Annotated in this window: 21 protein-coding genes; 16 read left to right on the forward strand and 5 right to left on the reverse strand. The window is 48.0% G+C overall.

Annotated elements, in window-relative coordinates; genetic code table 11:
* The first annotated feature begins 1 nt into the window (after window position 1).
* The 4 genes from pgsA (at window position 2) to aceA (ending at window position 4927) form a co-directional block, all read left to right on the forward strand.
* Window positions 2-574, forward strand: coding sequence for a CDP-diacylglycerol--glycerol-3-phosphate 3-phosphatidyltransferase (pgsA, locus tag KU392_RS07815; protein WP_169294578.1), 573 nt, complete (start codon window positions 2-4; stop codon window positions 572-574).
* A gap of 71 nt (window positions 575-645) precedes the next feature.
* Window positions 646-1905, forward strand: a complete 1260-nt coding sequence (locus KU392_RS07820; protein ID WP_169294577.1) for an MFS transporter — start codon at window positions 646-648, stop codon at window positions 1903-1905.
* A 2-nt stretch (window positions 1906-1907) separates the two neighbouring features.
* Window positions 1908-3131, forward strand: coding sequence for an MFS transporter (locus KU392_RS07825; protein WP_217735029.1), 1224 nt, complete (start codon window positions 1908-1910; stop codon window positions 3129-3131).
* A 494-nt stretch (window positions 3132-3625) separates the two neighbouring features.
* Window positions 3626-4927 (forward strand): isocitrate lyase, encoded by a 1302-nt coding sequence (aceA, locus tag KU392_RS07830; RefSeq protein WP_169294575.1) that lies wholly within the window; start codon window positions 3626-3628, stop codon window positions 4925-4927.
* Between the two features lie 127 nt (window positions 4928-5054).
* Here aceA and mltB read toward each other — a convergent pair whose 3' ends face one another.
* On the reverse strand, window positions 5055-6191 hold the full coding sequence (gene mltB / locus KU392_RS07835) for a lytic murein transglycosylase B (RefSeq protein WP_246587382.1): 1137 nt from the start codon (window positions 6189-6191) through the stop codon (window positions 5055-5057).
* Between the two features lie 184 nt (window positions 6192-6375).
* Between mltB and KU392_RS07840 the strand changes: the two genes are divergently transcribed.
* The 3 genes from KU392_RS07840 (at window position 6376) to KU392_RS07850 (ending at window position 9115) form a co-directional block, all read left to right on the forward strand.
* The gene (locus KU392_RS07840; RefSeq protein WP_217735030.1) at window positions 6376-7302 is read left to right on the forward strand and encodes a histone deacetylase family protein; all 927 of its coding nucleotides are present in this window, start codon (window positions 6376-6378) and stop codon (window positions 7300-7302) included.
* Window positions 7303-7434: 132 nt separating this feature from the next.
* Complete coding sequence (locus KU392_RS07845) at window positions 7435-8184, forward strand: electron transfer flavoprotein subunit beta/FixA family protein (RefSeq protein ID WP_169294573.1); 750 nt, start codon at window positions 7435-7437, stop codon at window positions 8182-8184.
* 1 nt (window position 8185) lies between these two features.
* The gene (locus KU392_RS07850) at window positions 8186-9115 is read left to right on the forward strand and encodes an electron transfer flavoprotein subunit alpha/FixB family protein (RefSeq protein WP_217735031.1); all 930 of its coding nucleotides are present in this window, start codon (window positions 8186-8188) and stop codon (window positions 9113-9115) included.
* Window positions 9116-9214: 99 nt separating this feature from the next.
* On the opposite strand, the gene KU392_RS07855 is transcribed toward KU392_RS07850, so the two are convergent.
* From KU392_RS07855 to KU392_RS07865, 3 genes are read right to left on the reverse strand one after another with little or no spacing between them, the layout of a single operon-like run.
* A complete protein-coding gene (locus tag KU392_RS07855; protein ID WP_217735032.1) occupies window positions 9215-9937 on the reverse strand; it encodes a M48 family metalloprotease in 723 nt (240 codons plus the stop codon).
* Window positions 9938-9971: 34 nt separating this feature from the next.
* Complete coding sequence (locus KU392_RS07860; protein ID WP_169294570.1) at window positions 9972-10787, reverse strand: BPSS1780 family membrane protein; 816 nt, start codon at window positions 10785-10787, stop codon at window positions 9972-9974.
* Between the two features lie 6 nt (window positions 10788-10793).
* Window positions 10794-11762: a homoserine kinase gene (locus tag KU392_RS07865; protein ID WP_217735033.1), complete on the reverse strand. Its 969-nt coding sequence runs from the start codon at window positions 11760-11762 to the stop codon at window positions 10794-10796.
* Window positions 11763-11940: 178 nt separating this feature from the next.
* Between KU392_RS07865 and KU392_RS07870 the strand changes: the two genes are divergently transcribed.
* The 5 genes from KU392_RS07870 (at window position 11941) to yfaE (ending at window position 18860) form a co-directional block, all read left to right on the forward strand.
* Window positions 11941-13743, forward strand: coding sequence for a ClcB-like voltage-gated chloride channel protein (locus KU392_RS07870; RefSeq protein WP_169294568.1), 1803 nt, complete (start codon window positions 11941-11943; stop codon window positions 13741-13743).
* Window positions 13724-14764, forward strand: a complete 1041-nt coding sequence (gene dusA / locus KU392_RS07875; protein ID WP_217735034.1) for a tRNA dihydrouridine(20/20a) synthase DusA — start codon at window positions 13724-13726, stop codon at window positions 14762-14764. The genes KU392_RS07870 and dusA overlap by 20 nt, the downstream gene beginning before the upstream one ends.
* Before the next feature lie 331 nt (window positions 14765-15095).
* Entirely contained in the window at window positions 15096-17372 is a 2277-nt protein-coding gene (gene nrdA / locus KU392_RS07880) for a class 1a ribonucleoside-diphosphate reductase subunit alpha (protein ID WP_169294566.1), read from the forward strand.
* A gap of 28 nt (window positions 17373-17400) precedes the next feature.
* On the forward strand, window positions 17401-18534 hold the full coding sequence (nrdB, locus tag KU392_RS07885) for a class Ia ribonucleoside-diphosphate reductase subunit beta (protein ID WP_169294565.1): 1134 nt from the start codon (window positions 17401-17403) through the stop codon (window positions 18532-18534).
* A complete protein-coding gene (yfaE, locus tag KU392_RS07890) occupies window positions 18531-18860 on the forward strand; it encodes a class I ribonucleotide reductase maintenance protein YfaE (RefSeq protein ID WP_169294564.1) in 330 nt (109 codons plus the stop codon). Before nrdB ends, yfaE begins: the two co-directional genes overlap by 4 nt.
* Before the next feature lie 63 nt (window positions 18861-18923).
* Here the strand turns inward: yfaE and KU392_RS07895 are convergent, their stop codons facing one another.
* A complete protein-coding gene (locus KU392_RS07895; protein ID WP_169294563.1) occupies window positions 18924-19904 on the reverse strand; it encodes a Bug family tripartite tricarboxylate transporter substrate binding protein in 981 nt (326 codons plus the stop codon).
* Between the two features lie 149 nt (window positions 19905-20053).
* Between KU392_RS07895 and KU392_RS07900 the strand changes: the two genes are divergently transcribed.
* The 4 genes from KU392_RS07900 to KU392_RS07915 are packed head-to-tail and all read left to right on the forward strand — an operon-like array spanning window position 20054 to window position 23760.
* Window positions 20054-20605, forward strand: a complete 552-nt coding sequence (locus KU392_RS07900; protein ID WP_169294562.1) for a VOC family protein — start codon at window positions 20054-20056, stop codon at window positions 20603-20605.
* Window positions 20606-20609: 4 nt separating this feature from the next.
* Window positions 20610-22103, forward strand: coding sequence for a bifunctional 3-(3-hydroxy-phenyl)propionate/3-hydroxycinnamic acid hydroxylase MhpA (gene mhpA / locus KU392_RS07905; protein WP_169294561.1), 1494 nt, complete (start codon window positions 20610-20612; stop codon window positions 22101-22103).
* Between the two features lie 10 nt (window positions 22104-22113).
* Window positions 22114-22869 (forward strand): IclR family transcriptional regulator, encoded by a 756-nt coding sequence (locus tag KU392_RS07910; protein ID WP_217735035.1) that lies wholly within the window; start codon window positions 22114-22116, stop codon window positions 22867-22869.
* 39 nt (window positions 22870-22908) lie between these two features.
* Entirely contained in the window at window positions 22909-23760 is an 852-nt protein-coding gene (locus KU392_RS07915; protein WP_217735036.1) for a fumarylacetoacetate hydrolase family protein, read from the forward strand.
* The last annotated feature ends 18 nt before the right edge of the window (window positions 23761-23778 follow it).

Consider the following 23778-nt stretch of genomic DNA (forward strand, 5'->3'; position numbering starts at 1 on the left):
TATGAAAACAATGAACATACCCATTATTTTGACCTGGATGCGGGTTGCCATGATTCCGTTGGTCATTGCCCTGTATTACTTGCCTACCGAGTGGATGGGCATTCATTTGCGCGATACGATTGGTGCATTGGCTTTTATTGTAGCTGCGCTTACTGACTGGTTCGATGGCTGGTTGGCCAGGCGCTGGAATCAGACTTCTTCGTTCGGGGCGTTTTTGGACCCGGTTGCCGACAAGCTGATGGTGTGTGCCGCCTTGCTCATTTTGCTTGATCTGAGCCGGCTGGATTCTTTTATTGCGCTTATTATTATTGGACGTGAATTAACCATTTCCGCCCTGCGTGAATGGATGGCGACTGTTGGTGCCCGTGATAGTGTGGCCGTGCACTGGCTGGGCAAGCTTAAAACCACGGCACAAATGGTGGCCATTCCCTGTTTGATGTTTGCTCAAACCTGGCAAGGTATTCCTTTTTATCAGGTGGGGCAGGTACTTATTTATGTGGCTGCCATATTAACGGTATGGTCCATGTTTTACTACATGCGCAAGGCATGGCCTATTCTCCGGAAACAGGCATGAAATAACTTTTTGAAAATATTAATTAACCACTCGTATCAGGGTGGTTAATTTTTTTAAAAACAAAATGAGACATGAACACGCAAGTATTATCTCCTGATGCAACGCTGGATGAAAAAGAAGCGGCAAGCCGTGACTGGCAAGTCATTTCCCTGATTGGGGTAGTGCATGCCGGGTCACATTTTTTTCAGCTGGTATTGCCATCTCTGTATCTTTCACTTAACCGGGAATTTGGTTACAGTTTTGCCGAGCTTGGTTTGGTCACCATGGTGTTTTTCGTGGTTTCCATGCTGGGGCAGGCCAGTTCAGGCTTTATCGTTGATAAAAAAGGGGGGCGGCCAGTCTTACGCTTTGGTTTGGCATTTATGGCAATTTCCGCTTTCCTTATCGCCCTGGCGCCAGGGTATCCGGCTTTGCTATTGGCGGCTATTATCGGAGGATTGGGTAATGCCATTTTTCATCCGGTGGATTTTTCTCTCATCAATCAACATGTCGGGGTAAAACGCCTGGGGCATGCATTCAGTGTGCATGGAGTGTCAGGTAACCTGGGTTGGGCATTTGCGCCTGTTTTCATGGCGTTCATGATTGCCATGACCGGTTCATGGCGAATTGCCGCAGCGGCTGCCGGGGTGTTGTTGCTATTGCTGCTTTTGCTAACGTATCTCAAGGGGGCATTGATTGCGCCCGTCAAGGATAGTGGGCAGACTGCACATCCCGAACCCCATCAAAGCATGGGGTTTGTTCAAAAATTGTTGTTTTTGCTGAAAAATCCGGCTTTATGGGGAGCGTTTATCTTTTTTGCCTGTGGCACGATTGCCATGTCTTCGGTGCAGAATTTCACCGTACCCATTATGGGTGCGCTTTATGACACGACCAAAGAGGTTGCCAGTACGGCTTTGTCGCTTTATATGCTCTCGGCAGGGGCGGGGTTGCTGATTGGTGGTTTTCTGGCCGGCACTACCAGCAGGACTGAAAAAATAGTGGGCGTGGCTTTGTTTGGCTCAGGGCTGGCCTATTTATTCCTGGCCAGTGGTCTTGTTCCGTCGTCCTGGGCTATTTTTGGTTTATGTGTAGCTGGTTTTCTGTTTGGGATGGCCGGACCGTCGCGCGATATGCTTATCAGGCGGGTGGCGCCCAAAGGGGCCATGGGCTCGGTTTATGGGCTGGTTTATTCGGGTATGGATGTCGGCTCGGCACTTGGGCCGGTTGCCTATGGCGTCATGCTTGATTATGGACAGTTTTCGGGGCCTTGGATAGGTGCCGGACTGGCTTCTTTTGTGGCCGTGGCGGCTGCATTCTGGGTTGCTTATTGTGCAAAGCTAAAAGGGTTGTAATAATGGATGTTCAAACAGAAAAACAAAAAGTTCTCACTATGGCGCAGCTCTTGTTTTGTGGCGCCTTTATTGTCACCATGTCAATGGGGATACGACATGGTTTTGGCTTGTGGTTGCAGCCCATTACCCAGGCCAACGAATGGGACAGGGAAACCTTTTCATTTGCCCTGGCCATGCAAAACCTCGTTTGGGGGTTCACCGGTATTTTTGCCGGGATGGTTTCTGATCGTTTCGGTGCAGTCAAGGTCATTATCCTGGGGGGTGTTTTGTATGCTCTTGGTTTGTTGGGAATGGCCTACTCAACCACCGGTCTGGGATTTATGCTGTCCAGTGGTTTTTTAATTGGTATAGCCCAGTCAGGTACGACGTACGCGATTATTTTTGGTGTCATAGGACGTAATATTCCGGCTGACCGTCGTTCATGGGCCATGGGGGTTGTTGCTGCAGCCGGTTCTTTCGGCCAGTTTTTAATGGTGCCCGTTGAGAATTTTCTGATTGATGTGTTTGATTGGAAGATTGCCCTGGTGGTGTTAAGTGGCCTGGTCCTGGTTATTGTTCCGTTGGGTATGGGCATGCGTGAGCCTTCACCAGTGGCCGGTGTTGCCTCGGGTGCACGCCAGGGTATTGTCCCTGCCATTAAAGAAGCATTTGCATACCCCAGTTTCCGCTTGCTGGTGGCCGGGTATTTCGTATGCGGCTTTCAGGTCGTGTTCATTGGCGTTCATATGCCCAGTTACCTTAAAGATGCAGGCATGAATCCGGAAGTGGCCAGCTATGCCCTGGCTTTAATCGGGCTTTTTAATGTATTTGGCACTTATGCGGTTGGCCTGATGGGACAAAAATATCCCAAACGTTATTTGCTGGCCGGTATTTATACCTTGCGTGGGATTACGATTATTATTTTCCTGTTGGCACCCCTGACGCCTGTGAGCGTATATGTGTTTTCAGCTGTCATGGGTTTGCTTTGGTTATCCACCGTGCCGCCGACGAATGCGATTGTGGCGCAAATATTTGGTGTCCAGCATTTTGCGATGCTGGGTGGGTTTGTGTTTTTCAGTCATCAGATAGGTTCTTTCCTGGGGGTCTGGCTGGGTGGTATCATGTACGATATCTATGGCAGTTATGACCCTGTTTGGTATTTGGCCATTGCGCTTAGTGTTTTTGCCACTGCCATGAATTTACCGATTAAAGAGAGTGCCATTGTTCGTCCGGTGGTAGTCGCTTAGTCCAGGAGTAAAATCGGCATGCATCCAATGTTAAAAAAATGTTTTATTTATGGTGGCTTGGTACTGGTTCTTGCACTGGTATTTATTATGTATACACAGCCCAGCCTGTTTATTACATTATCCAACCAGTTTTGGTCCTGTTTTTAGCGCCTGAACTTTTCCCTTTTTACAACACCGTCATCATGACGGTGTTTTTTATGGCTGGCTGGTTTTGATCATAACCCTTGCTTATATGTTTGTTTTTTATATTGTGAATACAGCATTTCATAATATGAAAAAATGATGTTGCGATGTTGAAAAAAATATTTCATAAACAAAAAAAGCATTCCATATTATAAAATGAAATTTATAAGTATATGAAAAATATATAAAAAATAAATGGTCTTATATAAGACATAAGTGTGTTTTGCGGTGCCGCAAAGAGATAGAATTTATCCAACTTCTCAAACATTTTTAATCTTTATTTTTTATCTTTATTTTTCCAGGAGATGACTATGTCAAACCGTGAAACAGCAATCCGTAACTTGCAAAAAGAATGGGCCGAAAACCCACGCTGGCAGGGCATTAAGCGCAATTACAGCGCGGAAGATGTTGTCAAGTTGCAAGGTTCCCTGCAACAGGAATATACCCTGGCACGTCGTGGCTCAGAAAAACTGTGGAATTTGTTGCACACCGAGCCTTTCGTCAACTCTTTGGGCGCACTTACCGGTAACCAGGCCATGCAGCAGGTCAAGGCCGGCCTTAAAGCCATTTACCTGTCTGGCTGGCAAGTAGCTGGCGATGCCAATATTGCCGGTGAAATGTATCCCGATCAATCCCTGTATCCGGTTAACTCTGTACCAAACGTTGTTCGTCGCATCAACAACGCTTTAACCCGATGTGACCAGATTCAATGGATGGAAGGCAAAGAGCCCGGCGATGAAGGCTTTATCGACTTCTTCGCTCCTATCGTTGCCGACGCCGAAGCCGGTTTTGGTGGCGTTCTGAATGCTTACGAATTAATGAAATCCATGATTGAGGCAGGTGCTTCCGGCGTTCACTTTGAAGATCAGCTGGCTGCAGCCAAAAAATGTGGTCACATGGGTGGCAAAGTGTTGGTCCCAACCCGTGATGCTGTTGCAAAACTGGTTTCAGCACGTTTGGCCGCCGACGTAATGGGTGTTCCCACTTTGTTGCTGGCCCGTACCGATGCCGATGCCGCCGACCTCATCACCAGTGATATTGATGAAAACGATCGTGAGTTCATCACTGGTGAACGTACTGTTGAAGGCTTTTTCCGTACCCGTGCCGGTGTTGATCAGGCAATTTCACGTGGTTTGGCTTATGCGCCTTATGCAGATCTGCTCTGGTGTGAAACCTCAACCCCTAACCTGGATGATGCCAAAAAATTTGCTGAAGCCATCCATAAACAATTCCCTGGCAAATTGCTGGCTTATAACTGCTCACCATCTTTCAACTGGAAGAAAAACCTGGATGACGTTACCATCGCCAAGTTTCAGAAAGAGTTGGGTGCCATGGGTTATAAATTCCAGTTCATCACACTCGCAGGCTTCCATGCACTGAACTATGGCATGTTTGAATTGGCTCATGGTTATGCCCGTCGTCAAATGAGCGCATTCGTTGAGTTGCAGCAAAAAGAGTTTGCAGCTGCTGACTTGGGCTTTACAGCGGTTAAACACCAGCGTGAAGTTGGAACAGGTTACTTTGATGCGGTTACACAAACGATTGAAGGTGGTCGTTCTTCAACCACAGCACTCACAGGCTCTACCGAAGAAGCCCAGTTTGCCGCTCACTAAGCTGGCCGGGTTTAAAAACAGCTTGTAAAGGCTCCGTCAGGGGGCTTCGCAAGATAGGATGCGAGGCCTCCGTTTCTTTACACAGCAAGCGATTGCCATGCAGTACTCATTCTTTGCAAGGCAGCACTTATGGAAAAGTAATGTTGTAACCGTTGCTGCGTTGTTTCTGGGCCAGAGCCTGGGCCAGGTCGGCAACAGCGGTGGCGTAGAAGTAGCTGCGGTTGTATTTGGTGATTGCAAAGAAATTGGGTGTGGCGGTGCGATATTCGGTTTGCCCACGGATTTCATCAGGCAGGTTGATAACGCCCAGTTGTTTACCCGACTTCCAGTTGCTGTTGTTGCTGTTGTTGGAAAGCGTTGCACCGGAAGATTGCAATTGTTCCCAGCTCAGGTAAGGCTCAAGGCCACCATCAACCAAGGCAGCGGGATTGGCAGGCAGGCGAACAGGTGCAAAGATCGGTGTGTTTTTTTGCCAGCCGTGTTTAACCAGGAAATTGGCCACAGACATAATGGCGTCTTCTGTACTGTTACGTAAATCAATTTTGCCGTTTTTGTCACCGTCAATTGCGTAGTGCAAAATACTGATTGGCATGAATTGCGGTAGACCGGTTGCACCGGCAAAAGAACCCTCTTCGTGCAAGGCATTCAGCTTTCCCTGGTAGTCAAGATTTATCAAGGCAGCCAGCTGATTTCTGAACATTTGGCTTTTCTCGGGGCGAGAGGCATCAGGGTGATTGAAGCCCAGGGTATACAGGGCATCCAGCATGCGGAATGAGCCCATGTAACGGCCGTAAACTGTTTCTACGCCAATAATGCTGGCAATAACGGCTGCGGGTACTCCGTACTGGCTTTCAGCCCGTGCAAGTGCGCTTCGGTTGGCTTCCCAGAATTCGGTACCTTGTTGCAAGCGGACCGGTTCGACAAAACGTGCACGGTAACTGGGCCAGACACGCTTGATGCGGCCTTTGGGGCCTTGCGGCATAATAAGCCGGGCAACCCTTTCATTGTATTGGGCATTGTTCAGCAGGTTTTGTACATATGTTTCGGGAATGCCATAACGTTGGGACACTTGTTTTACAAACTGCTCCCGATTGGCTGACAGCGGAGAGTTTTCAAGCTGCCAACCGGTTTTGGCGGATTGGGTCGATGTGTTTGCGTTGTTGATGGCTGTTTTATTTTTCTGCTCAACAGGGGCGCCGGCACAGGCTGTTAAAAGCAGGGAGCTTAGGGCTATCAAGAGCGGGGTTCTGGTTTTTAACATCATGATTCGGTATGCTTGTTTTAAGGTTGGACGCGGTAATTGGGATTTAGGGCGTACCACGTTTGATTTGATGAAAAATGTAATGGATAGGCCGACTTCTTTGAAAGAAGTATGTTAGATTGTAATGATTCATTAAAATAAATGGTGTTTTTTTTAGCCATAACACTATTCAATCAGAGAGTTGAGCGTGGAGACTTTATATATTACACATCCAAACTGTCGTTTGCACATGATGCATAAGTGGCATCCAGAGGCGCCTGCCCGCCTGGATGAAATCAATGATCGTTTGTTGGCCAGTGGTGTTTCCTCATGCCTAAGGCACCTTGATGCGCCTAATGCCTCAGATACCGATGTGTTAAGGGTACATACGCCAGAATACCTTGCCTATCTGAAAGAAAACCTGCCCCAGGAGGGTTATTTCAGTATAGACAACGAGGAAACCAGCATGAATCCGCATACCTTGCGGGCCGCGTATTCTGCAGCAGGAGCAGGCATTCTGGCTGTTGATGAAATTATGGCGGGTCATGCGCTTAATGCTTTTTGTGCGGTCAGGCCTCCGGGACATCATGCCGAACGTGGCCGGGCCATGGGTTTTTGTTTTTTCAATAATCTTGCCATTGCTGCCCGTTATGCGATTGAAAAATTTCAATTGAAAAAAATTGCCGTCATTGATTTTGATGTTCATCATGGTAATGGTACCGAGGATATTTTCAAGGATGATCCCCATATCATCATGTGCAGTTTTTTTCAGTATCCGCTGTATCCTGACTGTGGTATTGGCAATGTTGCGCCCAATATGCTCAATACACCGGTACCTGCCTTTACCAAAAGCGATGTGATCAGGGACATTGTCCTGAACAGGTGGTTGCCTGCCTTAAATGCCTTTGAGCCCGAACTGGTGCTTATATCGGCAGGTTTCGATGCCCATCGTGAGGATGAAATGGGGCAATTGGATCTGGTGGAAAAAGATTATGAATGGATAACCAAACAACTGATGGAAGTGGCCGATAGGTATGCACACGGACGAATCATCAGTTTTTTGGAAGGAGGGTATAGTTTATCGGCGTTGGGAAGAAGTGTAACCGCACATATCAAGGCACTGGCTTCTTTATAAAAGCTGAAACAGGTCTTCAGTAAAGAAAAATAGTCAGTTGTATTAAAATAGCTTACCTTTATCATGACTACATTGTAGAATTGATGGGTTTTGTTTATGGCAGTAAAGTTGCCAATATTAGGAGATACTTGGATGAAGGTATTAGTACCTGTAAAACGTGTCGTTGACTATAACGTCAAAGTGCGCGTCAAATCAGATCAAACCGGGGTAGATATTGCCAATGTAAAAATGTCAATGAACCCGTTTGATGAGATCGCTGTTGAAGAAGCAACACGATTGAAAGAAAAGGGTGTTGCTACTGAAGTAGTGGCGGTTTCTTGCGGTGTCACACAGTGCCAGGAAACACTGCGTACGGCAATGGCCATCGGTGCTGACCGTGCCGCTCTGGTTCAAACAGATGCTGAACTTCAGCCATTGGCCGTGGCAAAACTGCTTAAAGCCGTTACCGAAAAAGAACAGGCCCAACTGGTTATTCTGGGTAAACAGGCCATCGACGACGATGCCAACCAGACTGGTCAGATGCTGGCTGCATTACTGGGCTGGCCTCAGGCTACTTTTGCCAGCAAAATTGAAATTGAAGGTGACAGCGCCAAGGTTACCCGTGAGGTTGACGGTGGTCTGGAAACCATTTCAGTCAAATTGCCTGCCATTATCACCACAGACTTGCGCCTGAATGAGCCACGTTATGTAACGTTGCCCAACATCATGAAAGCGAAGAAAAAACAACTGGATACTTTTACACCGGAAGATCTGGGCGTTGATGTGACTCCTCGTATCAAAACATTGAAAGTATCAGAGCCGCCAGCACGCAAAGCCGGTATTACCGTTCCTGACGTGGCTACTCTGGTAGATAAACTAAAGAATGAAGCAAAGGTGATTTAATATGACGATCTTGGTTATTGCTGAACATGATAATGCAGAATTAAAAGCAGCCACATTAAATACCGTTGCCGCAGCAGCAAAAATTGGTGGTGATATTCACGTTTTGGTTGCCGGTAGTGGTGCTCAGGCTGTTGCCGATCAAGCCGCCAAAGTGGCTGGTGTCAGCGCCGTATTGCTGGCAGATGCGCCTCAATTGGCTGATGCTTTGGCTGAAAACGTGGCTGAACAGGTTATTGCCGTTGCCGGTAATTACAGCCATATTTTGTTCCCGGCTACAGCTTCGGGTAAAAACGTGGCTCCTCGTGTGGCTGCCAAACTGGATGTGGCTCAAATTTCCGACATCATCGCTGTAGAGTCTGCCGATGTGTTCCAACGCCCCATCTATGCCGGTAACGCTATCGCAACCGTAGAATGTGCTGACGCGAAAAAAGTCATTACCGTACGTACTACCGCTTTTGATGCTGTTGCTGCTGAAGGTGGTTCTGCTGCGGTACAAAGCGTTGACGCAGTTGCCGACTCAGGCCTGTCTTCATTTGTTGGCCGTGATGTTGCCAAGAGCGATCGTCCTGAACTGACCGCTGCTTCCATTATTGTTTCTGGTGGTCGTGGTATGGGCAGCGCCGAGAACTTCAAGATTCTTGATCCTCTGGCTGACAAACTGGGTGCTGCATTGGGTGCTTCACGTGCCGCAGTTGATGCCGGTTATGCGCCTAACGACTGGCAGGTTGGTCAAACCGGTAAGATTGTTGCGCCACAACTGTATGTTGCGGTCGGCATCTCCGGTGCGATTCAGCACCTGGCAGGTATGAAAGACTCCAAAGTGATCGTTGCCATCAATAAAGATGCGGAAGCACCTATTTTTGGTGTGGCCGATTACGGTTTGGTTGCTGACCTGTTCACAGCGGTTCCTGAACTGGTTGGTGCGCTGTAAGGCACAGCATGAACAAGGCAAAACACATTTGTTGTTTTGCCTTCTCAAAACCATAAAAAAACGCTTCTTATGAAGCGTTTTTTTTATGGTTGGGATTTATTACATTTTTTCTATCCGGTCTGCCCGCTTGGCAGAATCGGGGTGGCTGGAGAAGAAGCCACCACCACCGCTTCCCAGTTTGCGCAAGGCTGATACAGCATGTGATTTATCGTAATTGTTTTCCTGCAGGATTTTCAGGCCATAGCTGTCAGATTCCAGTTCGTGTGATTGCGAATACTGGGCATTTACCAGGTTATGGGCCAGCGTGCCAATCTCATTGGCTGACAAAGAAGCAATAATAGTGTTGCCACTGGCGGCACCAGCTTTGCGAGCGGCTAATGTAAGCAGGTCGGTACGTGCCTGTGATTTTGAGTGACCATTCATAACATGGCCAATTTCATGACCAATCACAAACAGCAGTTCAGGGTCTGTCATTTTATCCATCAGGCCCGAATAAACGCGAATGCTGCCATTAGGCAAGGCAAAAGCATTTACTTCCGGGTTAAGGTAGACTTTGTAGTCCAGTGCCTTGCCATTGTAACTGCGCAGGTTGCGGGTGATGTTGTCCAGTCGTTTGGTATAACTGTTATTGGCATCGGCAACGGTATTTTGTTGATCAAGTTGCTGTTGTGACTGTACGCCCAGCGCCTGGATGTCGGCATCGTTAATGGTGGCGGCCTGGAACAGTGAAGAGGCCGCGTCAACCATGCCTGCGGTATTCATGCCTTCACAGGCACTAAGTGATCCAATCAGAAGGCTGGAAATGACAAGTTTTTTAATCATGATGGCTCTTGGAAAAAAACAGGATGGATGTGATTCAGGGTTGTATGGCGCGAACGTCGGGTTTGCCAAATATGGCAATATAACTGGAATAAAAACCGCAATACATGCTGACGGCAATAATCATGACCAGGATTTGGATAACAAAGGCAACCAGCATGAGCGGGAGTCCTATAGCCACCAGCAGGTCGGTGAGCAGATACTGGCTGACATAAAATAATATACCCCAAACGGAAAAATAAACGATAAAGGCAAGTTTATTGCGCCAGGAAGCAACCAGGGAATAGAACAGGGCCTTTTTAACACTCATGTTTTCCCATCCGATTAATTGGGGGACATTCCAAAAAGTAATGGCGGTTAAAAATGTTAGGGCAGCCCATAACACATACTGAAAAATGCTAATGGAAAAACTGGGAATGTCGTTCAGGGTAAGCTTGGACTCGGGGTCGGAAAGCAAACGGGAAATTTTTTGCATGTCTTCATGGCTGAGGGCATTCAGGGTGGGGTAAAAGGCAATGAATGTAATCAGTACGAAGATGCTGGCGTATAAAAAACCAATGATGGCCAAACGTTGGATAACCGCGGGTTTCTTGAGCGGCTGGATCCACTCGGCTGGAATGACTTTATTGTGATGATCGATGGAACGACAGGCGGTTACCATTATCAGGCTGGAAATGGGAATACTGACAATGAAAAGCGGCAAGCCGATCAGTGGCAGAATGATCAGAATTTGGCTCAGGAAATTGATAATAAACGTAATGGCCAGCAATGCCGTAGGCTGCTTTTTGAACAAGGCAAAAGCGGCCTGGACCCATTGTAGCCCTGCGGAAAAGGGAAGTTTAGCAGCTTGCATGATTGCTTATGGCAGTTGTGGAATGGCTGAGACAGTACGCAACTTGAGAATGCGCTCGAAATGGGTAGGATCGTGTGGTTTCAGGGTTTGGGCCGGACGTGGTATGTAAAAATCATACAGCCGGGATGTCCAGAAGCGCAAGGCGGCAGCCCTGAGGGCGACAGGCCAGACTTGCCGTTCTTCCTCAGTAAAAGGACGTATACGGTTGTAGGCTTGCAACCAGGCCTTTACATGTTCCTCGAGAAAAGCTCCTGTGTCGCGTTCTATGCACCAGTCATTGACGGCCACGGCCACGTCGAAAATCCATTTATCGCAGCCGGCAAAGTAAAAATCAATAATGCCGCCCATGCTTGGGTTTTCAAATGTGCCATCAAACAGGACATTATCACGGAACATATCACAGTGACAGGGGCCTTCCGGCAGGTTTTGCCACAGGGCCGAACCCTGGACCTTTATTTGTTCGTCCAGTGAGGTTTGGTACAGATGGGTCAATTCCTGGTTCAGGAAAGGCTGGATGCTGGGGTAAGTGGCTTGCCACCAGTCGAGTCCACGTAAATTGGGCTGTCCAATTGGAAAATCCAGCGCAGCAAGGTGTGCCTGGGCCTGGGTTTGGGCGGCAATAATGCAGTGATTGACACTGGGTGATGCTTCGTAGCCGCCAGCCAGACGGGTAACGATTGAGGCGGGTTTGTTTTTGAGGGTGCCAATGCGCTTGCCATCTTTGCGGGTTTGCGGCATGGGTACCTTGACGCCCTTGCTGGCCAGGTGGTGCATTAATTCAATGTAGAAGGGCAGCTGTTCATGGGTTAGTACTTCGAAAATGGTCAGAACATACTCACCCTGCGTACTGCTCAGGAAATAATTGGTGTTTTCGATGCCGGCTGTAATGCCCCTTAAGGAAACAAGCTCACCCAGATCATATTCAGCAAGAAATGCTTCGGCTTCAGAGGTAGTCAGATTCGTAAAAACAGCCATATCAGGTATTGATCACATAAATTAAGTTAACACGGATGCTTCGTATTTTAGTCCAGGTTGAAGAGGGAATGATACATTCGTTTGCTGTATATAAAAATAAAGCATGTCAGGGTGTTGATGGGTTATAACAAGGTTTGGATATAATGATTTTTTTAATCCTGGCATTTTTGGATGAACAATGATTTTCAGTGATGGCCTTGGCGTGCTCAGGGAACAATGCAAACAGGCCCGGTGGCTTTCGGGGCAGCCTGCCTTACTGGTGTGGGCCCTGCTCATGGGCGTGGTCGGTGCACTGGCGACTATTGTTTTTTATTGGGGTATCCATCAGGTCCAGTTGTTTCTGTCCGGGCAGTCAGGGTCTATTGTTTCGGTTGCGCGCAGCTGGTCTGCACCAGAACGCATCCTGTATCCGGCGTTGGGTGGCCTTGTAGCCGGGTTGCTGTTATGGTGGGCAAGCAAACTCAAGGTGGACAGTAATGCCGATTACATGGAGGCGGTCGCCATTGGTGATGGCCGTTTGTCGTTGAGGCAGGGGGTTTTACGGGTTTTGTCTTCACTAAGCGTGATTGCTACCGGGGGATCGGTTGGGCGCGAGGGGGCCATGATTCACCTGGCAGCCATGGGTGCCTCTGCCACCGGCCGGCTCTTTTGCTTTGAAGCCATTCCCCTACGCCTCCTGGTGGCTTGTGGTGCGGCGGCAGGGGTTTCGGCGGCTTATAATGCGCCCATTGCAGGAGCCTTGTTTGTGGCGGAAATTGTCCTGGGTAGCATGTCCATGCGGATTCTGGGGCCTTTGCTGTTGTCGGCGGCAACGGCAAACATTACCATGCGGCTGTTGGGTTATTACCATGTCATGTACGATTTACCCGAACTGGCGCCGGTTTCCCCGTATTTTCTGGTGTTTGCCATTTTGTTGGGTCTGTTGTCGGGCTTGCTTGCGCCACAGTTTTTGCGTTTTCTTGATTTTGCCAAACGTCTGTTTAAAAAAACCGGATTGGGTTTGCCACTGCGGCTGACGCTCGGAGGCCTGGTGCTGGGTTTGTTAATGCAGATAGAGCCACGGGTGGCCGGCAATGGCTACAGTATCATCAACTCTTTTTTGCATGACTCCTGGGCCTGGTCGGCGGTAGCGGTTATCTTGCTTAGCAAGGTGCTGTCTACGGGTATTACGGTGGGGTCAGGCGCGGTGGGCGGTGTCATTACCCCTGTGATGTTTGTAGGCGGTGCCCTGGGTTTGCTATGTGTGCAGGTTTTCAGTTTGCTCTTGCCGGTCGTGCCCGCCGATACCGCGATGTTTGTGTTGCTGGGCATGGGCTCTTTTCTGGCTGCCGCTACCAGTGCGCCTTTAATGGCGATCCTCATGATTTTTGAAATGACGCACAGTTATACTATAATACTGCCCCTGATGCTGGCTTGTGTATTTTCATATTTCACCTCCCGATCCATTGCGGGTGCAGTCATGTATGCGGTTACCGAGTCGCGTGACAAAGACTTGCAGCTGCGTCATAGTCTGCGACGACTCAGGTTGGCCAGTCTGGTTAGCCCGGTCAGCACAGTCATTAAACATCATCAAACGGTGCAAGATGCCTTGGACATGTTTATTGAATATGGTGTTCGTTTCATTTATGTGGTTAATGAAATGAACGAATACCAGGGTGTTATTGCGCATAAGGACATCAGCAGCTTTCTGTTGTCGGGCAATGATCTGAAGGCACCTTTATCCGGAGAGCTGGTTAATCGTTCCTATTTGACCGCGCTGAAACCGGATATGACGCTGGATGAAGTACAGGACTATTTTGAAGCCTTCAACGGTGAACGCTTGCCAGTCTTGAGTATGGATGAGAGGCCAGTATTGCTGGGTGTGGTTTATAAGTCGGATGTGCTGAAAAAACTGAATGAATTGAAAAGATTGCTGGATGCCAGCAGTGACGCTATTTTGGATGTAAGAGCGAGAAAATTGTATGACGATCGTCGAAAATAAACAGCAGGAAAATGGGGCGCCTGGCGGGCTTTACCACCGTGCCGATGCGCCATGGCGATTGTCGGTTGCACCCATGATTGATGTCACGGACCGTCATTGCCGCTTCTTTCATCGTCTTTTGGCTCCCAAGGCGCTGCTGTATACCGAAATGATTACCACGGGGGCGCTGATTTATGGGGATATTGCCAGACACTTGCGATTTAATGAGCAAGAGCATCCCGTTGCCTTGCAACTGGGCGGTAGCGAGCCACATGAACTGGCGCACTGTGCCCGACTGGGGCAGGAATGGGGCTATGATGAAATCAATCTAAATTGCGGCTGTCCTTCCGAGCGGGTACAAAAAGGGTCTTTTGGTGCCTGTTTAATGGCCGAGCCCAAACTGGTGGCTGATTGTATGAAGGCCATGCAGGATGCCGTTGATCTGCCCGTCACCGTCAAGCATCGTCTGGGGCTTGATTACGATGAGTCTTATGCTTTTGTGCGTGATTTTGTTGGAGAAATTTATCATACGGGTTGCAGGGTTTTTGTAACCCATGCCCGCAATGCCGTGTTAAAAGGTTTATCACCCAAAGATAACCGGGAAATCCCGCCCTTGCGTTATGATGTGGTTGCCAGGCTCAAGCGGGACTTTCCCGATGCCCTGTTCATTCTGAACGGTGGGCTCAACGATGTACGGCAAATGCAGGCCAGGGCCAATGAGTTTGATGGTGTTATGATAGGGCGGGCCGCCTGGCACGAACCTTATCTGTTGCGCGAGGCCAGCCAATTGTTATGGCCTGATGTTGAGGTTCTTTCCAATGAGGCTATTGTTGAAAGCATGATGGCTTATGTCAGCCAAGAGCTGGAGGACGGGGTGCCCATGCGCTTGCTCGTCAAGCCCATGCTGGGGCTGGTCAATGGTCAGAAAGGATCGCGCCTGTGGCGTCGCACTTTGTCTGATCATCGCCTGTTGGCCAACAATGATCCTGCTTTGCTTAAGCAGGCTTTTGACCAGTTGGCAAACAGTCAAACTGTGGCGTGAACCAACAAAAATTGTAATTTTTTATAAAAAAATCTGTTGTCTGGCATGGGGAAAATTGGCTGTTTTATCAATTGATTGTAGAGCACAATAAGGTTTTCAGGCGGGTTTTTTGCGCTTGATATTGTCACCAAGTTACTATATATTGTGGTTCGGCCTTGAGCCCTTACTAAATGTAGAATTTTTTCCAATAGCTGTCTTTACTGTTTTTCATCGAATACAATGAAGATGGCTGTTTTATTTTAATAAATCCATTCCAAAGAAACCGTTTACATTCCTGTGGCAGGCAGGTTGATAAGCGGGAAGTGTTGTTAATATTTTTTCGGGTAAATACATGAACAAGAACCTCTTAGTCACCAAACGTAGCGGGGAAAAAGAACCCCTGAATCTGGATAAAATTCACCGTGTTGTCGCATGGGCTGCTGAAGGCTTGGATCATGTTTCTGTCTCTCAGGTCGAGTTGCGCTCCCATATCCAGTTTTATGATGGCATCCGTACCGATGATATTCATGAAACCATCATCAAGGCGGCCGCAGATCTGATTTCTGAAGAATCGCCCGATTACCAGTATTTGGCTGCTCGCTTGGCTATTTTCCATTTGCGCAAAATCGCATTTGGTCAGTTTGATCCCCCCAAGCTGTACGATCACGTCAGTAAAATGGTGGATATGGGTAAATATGATGCCCATATTCTGCAGGATTACACCAAAGAAGAGCTGGACGAAGTCGATTCCTATATTGATCACTGGCGTGATATGTCCTTTTCCTATGCTGCAGTCAAACAGCTGGAAGGCAAATACCTGGTCCAAAACCGGGTCACCCAGGAAATCTATGAGAGTCCCCAGTTCCTGTATATTCTGGTTGCGCTTTGCCTGTTTTCCAAATACCCCAAAGAAACCCGCTTGCAGTATGTGAAAGGCTTTTATGACGCTATTTCCACCTTCAAGATTTCCCTGCCAACTCCTATTATGTCGGGTGTTCGCACGCCTACACGCCAGTTCAGCTCCTGCGTGCTGATTGAATGTGGTGACAGCCTGGATTCCATCAATGCCACCACCAGCGCAATTGTGCGGTACGTATCGCAACGGGCCGGTATTGGCATTAATGCGGGTCGTATCCGCGCGGTGGGCAGCACCATTCGTGGTGGTGAAGCCAAACATACCGGCTGCATTCCATTCTATAAACACTTCCAGACGGCCGTTAAGTGCTGCTCGCAGGGCGGTGTGCGCGGTGGTGCGGCAACCTTGTTTTACCCTATTTGGCACCTTGAAGTGGAATCTTTGCTGGTGCTCAAAAATAACCGCGGTGTGGAAGAAAACCGGGTACGCCATATGGATTACGGTGTGCAAATCAACCGCCTTATGTACCAGCGCCTGATCAAGGGTGGCGATATCACGCTGTTTTCTCCCTCTGATGTGCCGGGTCTGTATGATGCTTTCTTCGAAGACCAGAACCGTTTTGAAACTTTGTATCAGCAATACGAAAACGATCCGGACATCCGCAAGCGCAAGGTAAAGGCGGTTGACCTTTTTTCTCTGATGATGCAGGAACGGGCAGGGACAGGCCGTATTTATATCCAGAACGTCGACCATTGCAATACGCATAGTCCGTTTGATCCAGCCGTGGCACCGGTTCGCCAAAGTAACCTGTGCCTTGAAATTGCGCTGCCAACCAAGCCACTTAATGACATTAACGATGAAAACGGCGAGATTGCCCTGTGCACGCTGTCAGCGTTCAATCTGGGGGCGATCGAGTCACTGGATGAGTTGAAGGATTTGTCTGAACTGGTGGTGCGGGCTCTGGATGCCCTGCTGGATTACCAGGATTACCCGATCAAGGCGGCTGAAATTGCCACCATGAACCGTCGTACCCTGGGTGTGGGCGTGATCAATTATGCCTATTACCTGGCCAAAAACAATGCCAAATATTCCGATGGCAGTGGCAAGGCACTGACGCATCGTACCTTTGAGGCCATCCAGTATTATTTGCTGCAGGCATCGGTTGCGTTGGCCAAAGAATATGGTGCTTGTCCGGCCTTTAATGAAACCACGTATTCAAAAGGCATTTTGCCGATTGATACTTATAAAAAAGATCTGGATGCCATTTGCGATGAGCCTTTGCATCTGGATTGGGAAGCCCTGCGCAAGGATATTGTGACCTATGGCTTGCGCAACTCCACCCTGACGGCCCTGATGCCTTCGGAAACCTCCAGCCAGATTTCCAATGCCACCAATGGTATTGAGCCCCCGCGCGGTCTGGTCAGTGTAAAAGCGTCCAAAGACGGTATCCTGAAACAGGTGGTGCCCGAATATGAGCGCTTGAAAGACAAGTATGAGCTGTTGTGGGATATGCCCGGCAATGATGGTTATTTGCAATTGGTGGGCATTATGCAGAAATTTGTCGACCAGTCCATTTCGGCCAATACCAATTATGACCCGTCCCGTTTCCCGAATGGTCGCGTGCCCATGAACCAGCTGTTGAAAGATTTGTTAACCGCTTATAAGTTCGGCCTTAAAACCTTGTATTACCAAAATACCCGTGATGGTGCCGAAGATGCACAAACCGCCGACCAGGGGGCCGATGATTGTGCCGGTGGCGCTTGCAAAATTTAAGCTGTGGTTTTAATAGAGTAAAGAAATTATGTCTTATAGTACTTTTTGTCAGATTGCCAATGATCCGTTAAAAGAGCCCATGTTCTTTGGTCAACCCGTGAATGTGGCTCGTTATGATCAGCAAAAATACGAGATTTTTGAAAAACTGATTGAAAAGCAATTGTCTTTTTTCTGGCGCCCCGAGGAAGTGGATGTTTCCCAGGACCGGATTGATTATGCCGCCTTGCCCGATCATGAAAAACATATTTTCATTAGTAACCTGAAGTACCAGACTCTGCTGGATTCCATTCAGGGTCGCAGCCCTAACGTGGCTTTGTTACCCCTGGTTTCCATTCCTGAACTGGAAACCTGGATAGAAACCTGGTCTTTTTCAGAAACGATTCATTCGCGTTCTTATACGCACATTATCCGGAATATTATTAGCAATCCTGCCACGGTATTTGACGATATTGTGGTTAACGAGCATATTCTTGCCCGTGCCCGTGACATTTCCGCGTATTACGATGAGCTTATTAAACTGACCGAATATTATGATCTTTTTGGTCAGGGTGTTCACACGCTTAACGGAAAGACTGTGACCGTCAGTTTGCGTGAACTGAAGAAAAAACTTTACCTGTGCCTGATGGCGGTCAATGCCCTTGAGGCGATTCGTTTTTATGTCAGTTTTGCCTGCTCGTTTGCGTTTGCCGAGCGTGAACTCATGGAGGGCAATGCCAAAATCATCAAACTGATTGCCCGTGACGAGGCGCTGCATTTAACCGGTACGCAGCATATTCTTAATATTATGCGCAGCGGTGAAGATGACCCCGAAATGGCCGAGATCGCCCAAGAGCTCGAGCAGCAATGTTTTGACCTGTTCAAAAAGGCAGCTTTGCAGGAAAAGGAATGGGCGGAATATTTGTTCAGGGATGGTTCCATGATTGGCCTGAATAAAGATATTCTGTGTCAGTATGTTGAGTATATTACCAATCTGCGTATGCAGGCAGTTGGTCTGGCACCTGCTTTTGAAGGTAATAAACAGAATCCGATCCCATGGATCAATGCCTGGCTGTCATCCGATAATGTGCAGGTTGCACCACAAGAAGTGGAAATCAGTTCTTATCTGATCGGTCAGATTGATGCGGAAATCAATACGGATGCCTTGCAAGATTTTGAGTTATGACCCTTGTTGCAACACTGGATACCAGTTTTGATTTGCTTGACGGGGAAACCCTTCTGGAAGGGCTTGAAAGAACCGGTCATGAAGTGGAATACCAATGCCGTGCGGGTTACTGCGGCTCTTGTCGCACCCGTCTGATTTCGGGTGAAGTCAAATATTTATCCGAGCCGCTGGCTTTTATTTCCCGTAATGAGGTATTGCCATGTTGCTGTGTCCCCGTGAATACCGTGCACCTGGATGTTGCCCAGACCTATGAGCCCGGGCAACCTGCTTTAAGTGAAGAATTCGAGCCACAAAGCAGCCTTGATTTCACTAAACCTGATTTTTAAATGAAAGCGTGAGTTCAGCGTGTTCCCATGCGGATCATGGGAACAAGACTCTTCTGCCGCCAATCAATCCAGCTTGATATTGGCACGTTTAATGACTTTTTCCCATTTTTCACTATCTTCAGAAATGAAGTCTTTGAACGCTTCTGGTGTGCTGCCGACCAGTTTTCCGATATAGCTTTTTTCCCAGCGCTCGGCCAGCTCTTTGTTGTCATTGACCTTTTGCATGGCTTCTCCCAGCACTTTCAGCGCTTCAGGCGGTGTACCGGCCGGTGCCAGCAAACCTTGCCAACCGAAGGGGCTATAGTCTTCAAGGCCAACTTCTTTGAATGTGGGGACATCGGGGAAGCTGGGGTGGCGTTCGTCACCGGTAATCGCCAGCAATTTCAGTTTTCCGGTTTTAATACCACCAGCTGCCGCTGGCAGGGCGTCAAATAAAAAATCCACCTGTCCTGCCATTAAATCGCTAAACGGATTAGTGGTGCTGTAAGGGATGAAAACGGGTTTGGTTTCGCTGTCAAAACCAAACCATTCGCCTGACAAATGAGAATAACTGCCGATTCCCATGGTGGCAACATTGAATTGCCCTGGATTTTCTTTCAATTTCTTAATCAGATCCTGCACGTCCTCAACGGCCACCTGCGGGCTGGCAATCAGGCCGGTGTTCATGACGCCAAGCAAACTCACAGGCACAAAATCTTTTTCAATATCATAAGTTTTTGTGGAATAAAGGTGTGGCTGAATGGAAAGTGTACTGGTTGAGCCAATCAATAAGGTGTAACCGTCAGGCTTGGCTTGAGCGGCAGCAGCGTTGCCAATGGCTCCTGATGCACCTGGTTTGTTGTCAATAATAACACTGACACCCAGATTTTTTTGAAGCTCGGCCGCAACTTCGCGAGCATTGGTGTCAGGGCCGGTGCCGGGGGCAAACGGTGTAATGATGCGAATGGGGCGATCGGGATAAGCCGCTTGCGCGCTTAAAGCGATAAGACCCAGGCTTAGTCCGAGTGTGATTTTCTTTGAAAGTTTATTAAGCGTGAAACGCATGTTTGTCTCCTTAGGTATGTCGTTGTCCAGATTAAATTTAATAAAACTTGATATTTATTAAATTATCATAATATAATAAAAACATCAAATAATATTTGTTTAATTTTAATCAAATTATCGTTAAATGATATTTTCATTTAGGAGACAAAATGACACAGTCCAAAGACAATATTCAGCTTTCTCTCAGCCACCTGGGTATTTATGTGCAGGACCTGGAAAAAATGAGTGCTTTTTATAAGGAAACGTTTGAATTCACTCAAACCGACAAAGGTGATCTGGGGCATACCCAACTGGTGTTTTTAAGTCGTGATCCCGCAGAGCATCACCAACTGGTATTGGCAACCGGGCGTCCGGACAACCTTCAATTCAATCTCATCAACCAGATTTCCTTTCGTGTTCCCAACCTGGACAATCTGCGCCGTTTTTATGCACGTGCAAAAAATCACAAAGATGTCAGTGATATCCAGTGTGTTACCCATGGAAATGCCGTTTCTGTTTATTGCCGTGATCCGGAAGGTAACCGGCTTGAAATTTTCATGGATACCCCGTGGTATTGCGACCAGCCTTTGCGTGAACCCATTGATCTTGAATTGAGTGATGAGCAAATCATGGCCAAGGCCGAAGCTATCGCACGCAAATATCCAAAATTCAAATTGCGTTCCGAATGGCATGAAGAGATGCGTCAGTTGATGGGAGTGTAAGAGAATGACAGACAAAAAACTCTATGATGTGGCTATCATTGGTTATGGACCTGTAGGTGCCACATTGGCCGGTTTGCTGGGTCAGGAAGGTTTGAAGGTGTTGGTGCTGGATCGTGAGGCCGCTATTTATCCCTTGCCACGTGCCATTCATTTTGATGGTGAAGTCATGCGGATTTTCCAAAGTCTGGGTCTTAAAGATAAAGTGCTTGAAATCAGCCGGCCAGGAATTCATGGCATGCACTTTCTCAATGCCGAGGGAGAAACCTTGCTGGTTCGTGCGGGCAGTGCCGGGAATGGACCTAATGGGTGTGCCAATAACTATTATTTTCATCAACCTCATCTGGAAGTCTTGCTGCGGGAAAAAGTGGCCAGTCATCCAAATGTAACGGTAAAACTAAAGTCGGAACTGACGGGGCTTCAGGAACAGAACGATCATGTGGTATTGACCGTACACAACCATCAAACCCAGTCAAGTGAACAGTATCAGGCCAAATATGTCGTGGGTTGTGATGGTGCCCGTTCATTTGTACGAACAACCATGGGTAGCCCTATGGAAAACCTTGGCTTGCGTCAGCAGTGGCTGGTTTTTGATGTCTTGCTCAAAGAAGACGTGCAATTGTCACCTTACACCATTCAGCATTGCGATCCGGCACGTCCCATGACTTATTGCAATGTGGTGGGTAACCGCCGTCGCTGGGAAATCATGGTCATGCCAGACGATAATCAGGAAGAATTGGTCAAACCTGAAAATATCTGGAAGATGCTGGAACGCTGGATCAGCCCTGAGCAGGCGGACCTGGAACGTGCCGTCATTTATACTTTTAACTCACTGATTGCAGAAGGTTGGCGCAAAGGGCGCCTGATGCTGGCCGGTGATGCCGCACATCAGACACCACCTTTTCTGGGGCAGGGTTTGTGTGCCGGCATACGTGATGCTGCCAACCTCTATTGGAAACTGAAAGCAGTTATTGCGGGTAATGCCAGTGACGTCATTCTCGATACTTACGAGTCAGAACGTTCTGCGCATGTGCATGAAGTGATTGGATTGGCCGTTTATTTGGGCAGTATTATCCAGACGACGGATCCTGAAAAAGCGGCAGAGCGGGACAGGAGATTCCGTGAAGATGCCAGTCGTGAGTTTTTTATGCCAGTTTCCAAATTGGGTGAAGGACTTTGGGATGGACAACAACAGGCAGGAGGGCAATTGTTTTTCCAACCTAAAAATGAGGAAGGCATTGCGCTGGATGATTTGGTGGGTAACCGCTTTGCGATATTGTATACCAGTCAGGCCAGTCTTCCCAACTTGACAGGTGTGTTGCCGGAAAACATGGATATTGTTCCGGTGCAAATGGACTGCAAAGAGGTCGGAGAATGGCTGGCTGACAAAAATGCGGACTTTGTTGTGCTACGTCCGGACCGTTATGTACTGGGAACGGGTAAAAATGAGGCACAATTACAGGCATTGTTGTCATTAGTGCCCTATTGCGGTCTAAGTTAAAGGTTTTATGATGAGTGAAAAATCCCCTTCCAGTCTGGTTCGTATGTTAATGGTGCTGGATTTCTTTACCGAAGCCACTCCCATATGGAGTGTTGAAGATATTGCCCAGAAACTGGAAGTGTCCATTCCAACCTGTTATCGCTATATGAAAATGCTGGTGGAATCGGGATGGCTTACCCATCAGTCAGAGTCTTGTTATACCTTTGGTCCCCGTATTCTTGTCATGGATTATTATGTACGGCAGTCTGATCCGGTCTTGCGTGCCAGTGTGCCGCTCATGCAAGAATTGGTGGCCAAAACCGGGTTTGAATGCGTCTTATCTGCTTTTTATGGTGACCGGGTGCTGGATTCGCATCATGAGAAAAGTAACGGGAAAACCTTTCTCAGTTATGGCAGGGGGATGCCACGGCCTTTGTTTCAAGGGGGCGCTCCAAAGGTAATACTGGCCCATTTGCCCAACCGGCAGCTGCGTAAAATTTATGATGCGCATACCGAAGAACTGAAACAATCCGGCATACCGGAGGATTGGGATGGTTTCAGGGCTTATTATCAGGGTATCAAAAAAAGGGGATTTTATTATTCAGTCGGTGAGCTGGAGTCTCATTTGGGTGCCTTGTCGGTTCCCATTGAAAAGCAAGGACAGCCAGGCGTATGGGGAGCCATGTCACTGGTGGCGGAATTATCGCGATTTGAGGTGGTTGATCTTCATAAAATGAAAGAAATGCTTGAAGGCGCTACCCGAAGTATTTCACATAATTTGGTTTAATGGTTTTCAACAATATTGAAACAGGAATAAGGAAGTCAGATGAAGTTAATCAGTTTTGTTTTAGACGGTAAAAATACGTATGGTGTGGTTACCGATGAGAAAAAAGTGCTGGATCTGGGACCATTGTTGGGAGAGCGCTTTGCCGATCTGGTCAGCCTGTTGGGCAACAACGATCTTTCACCGGTACAAGAGGCGCTGGCCAACAACCCGGCTACGCTCGATTATGACGAGCTGGAACTGCTACCCGTGATTCCCCAGCCGGGCAAGATTTTCTGTATTGGCCTGAATTATGCCGACCATGTCAAGGAAACCAATCGTGAAGTAACCGAGTCACCCACCATCTTCCTGCGCGTGGCCGAGTCCCAGGTGGCTCATAATGACAGTATTGTGCTGCCTCCCGAATCGGTCAAACTGGATTACGAAGGTGAAATCGCCATTGTGATTGGTAAAGGCGGCCGTCGCATTTCAGAAGAAGAGGCATGGGATCATATTGCCGGTTATGCCTGCTATAACGATGGCAGTATCCGTGACTGGCAAACCGCCACTTCACAATGGGGTCCTGGCAAAAACTTCTGGAAAACCGGTGGTTTCGGTCCCTGGCTGGTTACGGCTGATGAAATCAAGCCCGGTCAGGAGTTGACGCTGGTTACACGACTGAATGGTCAGGAAATGCAGCGTACAACAACGAAATTTCTGATTCACAGTATTCCAAGGCAGATTGCCTATATTTCCACCTTCCTGCCGTTGAATGCCGGTGATGTGATTGTGACAGGCACACCAGGTGGTGTGGGTGCCAAGCGTAATCCACCGGTATTCATGAAAGAGGGGGATGTCGTGGAAATCGAAGTGGATGCGGTAGGTGTACTGCGCAATACCATCATCGCTGAGTAAGGGTTTTCCATAACAGGC

The sequence above is a fragment of the Advenella alkanexedens genome, assembly GCF_019132845.1.
Taxonomy (GTDB): Bacteria; Pseudomonadota; Gammaproteobacteria; order Burkholderiales; family Burkholderiaceae_B; genus Advenella; species Advenella alkanexedens.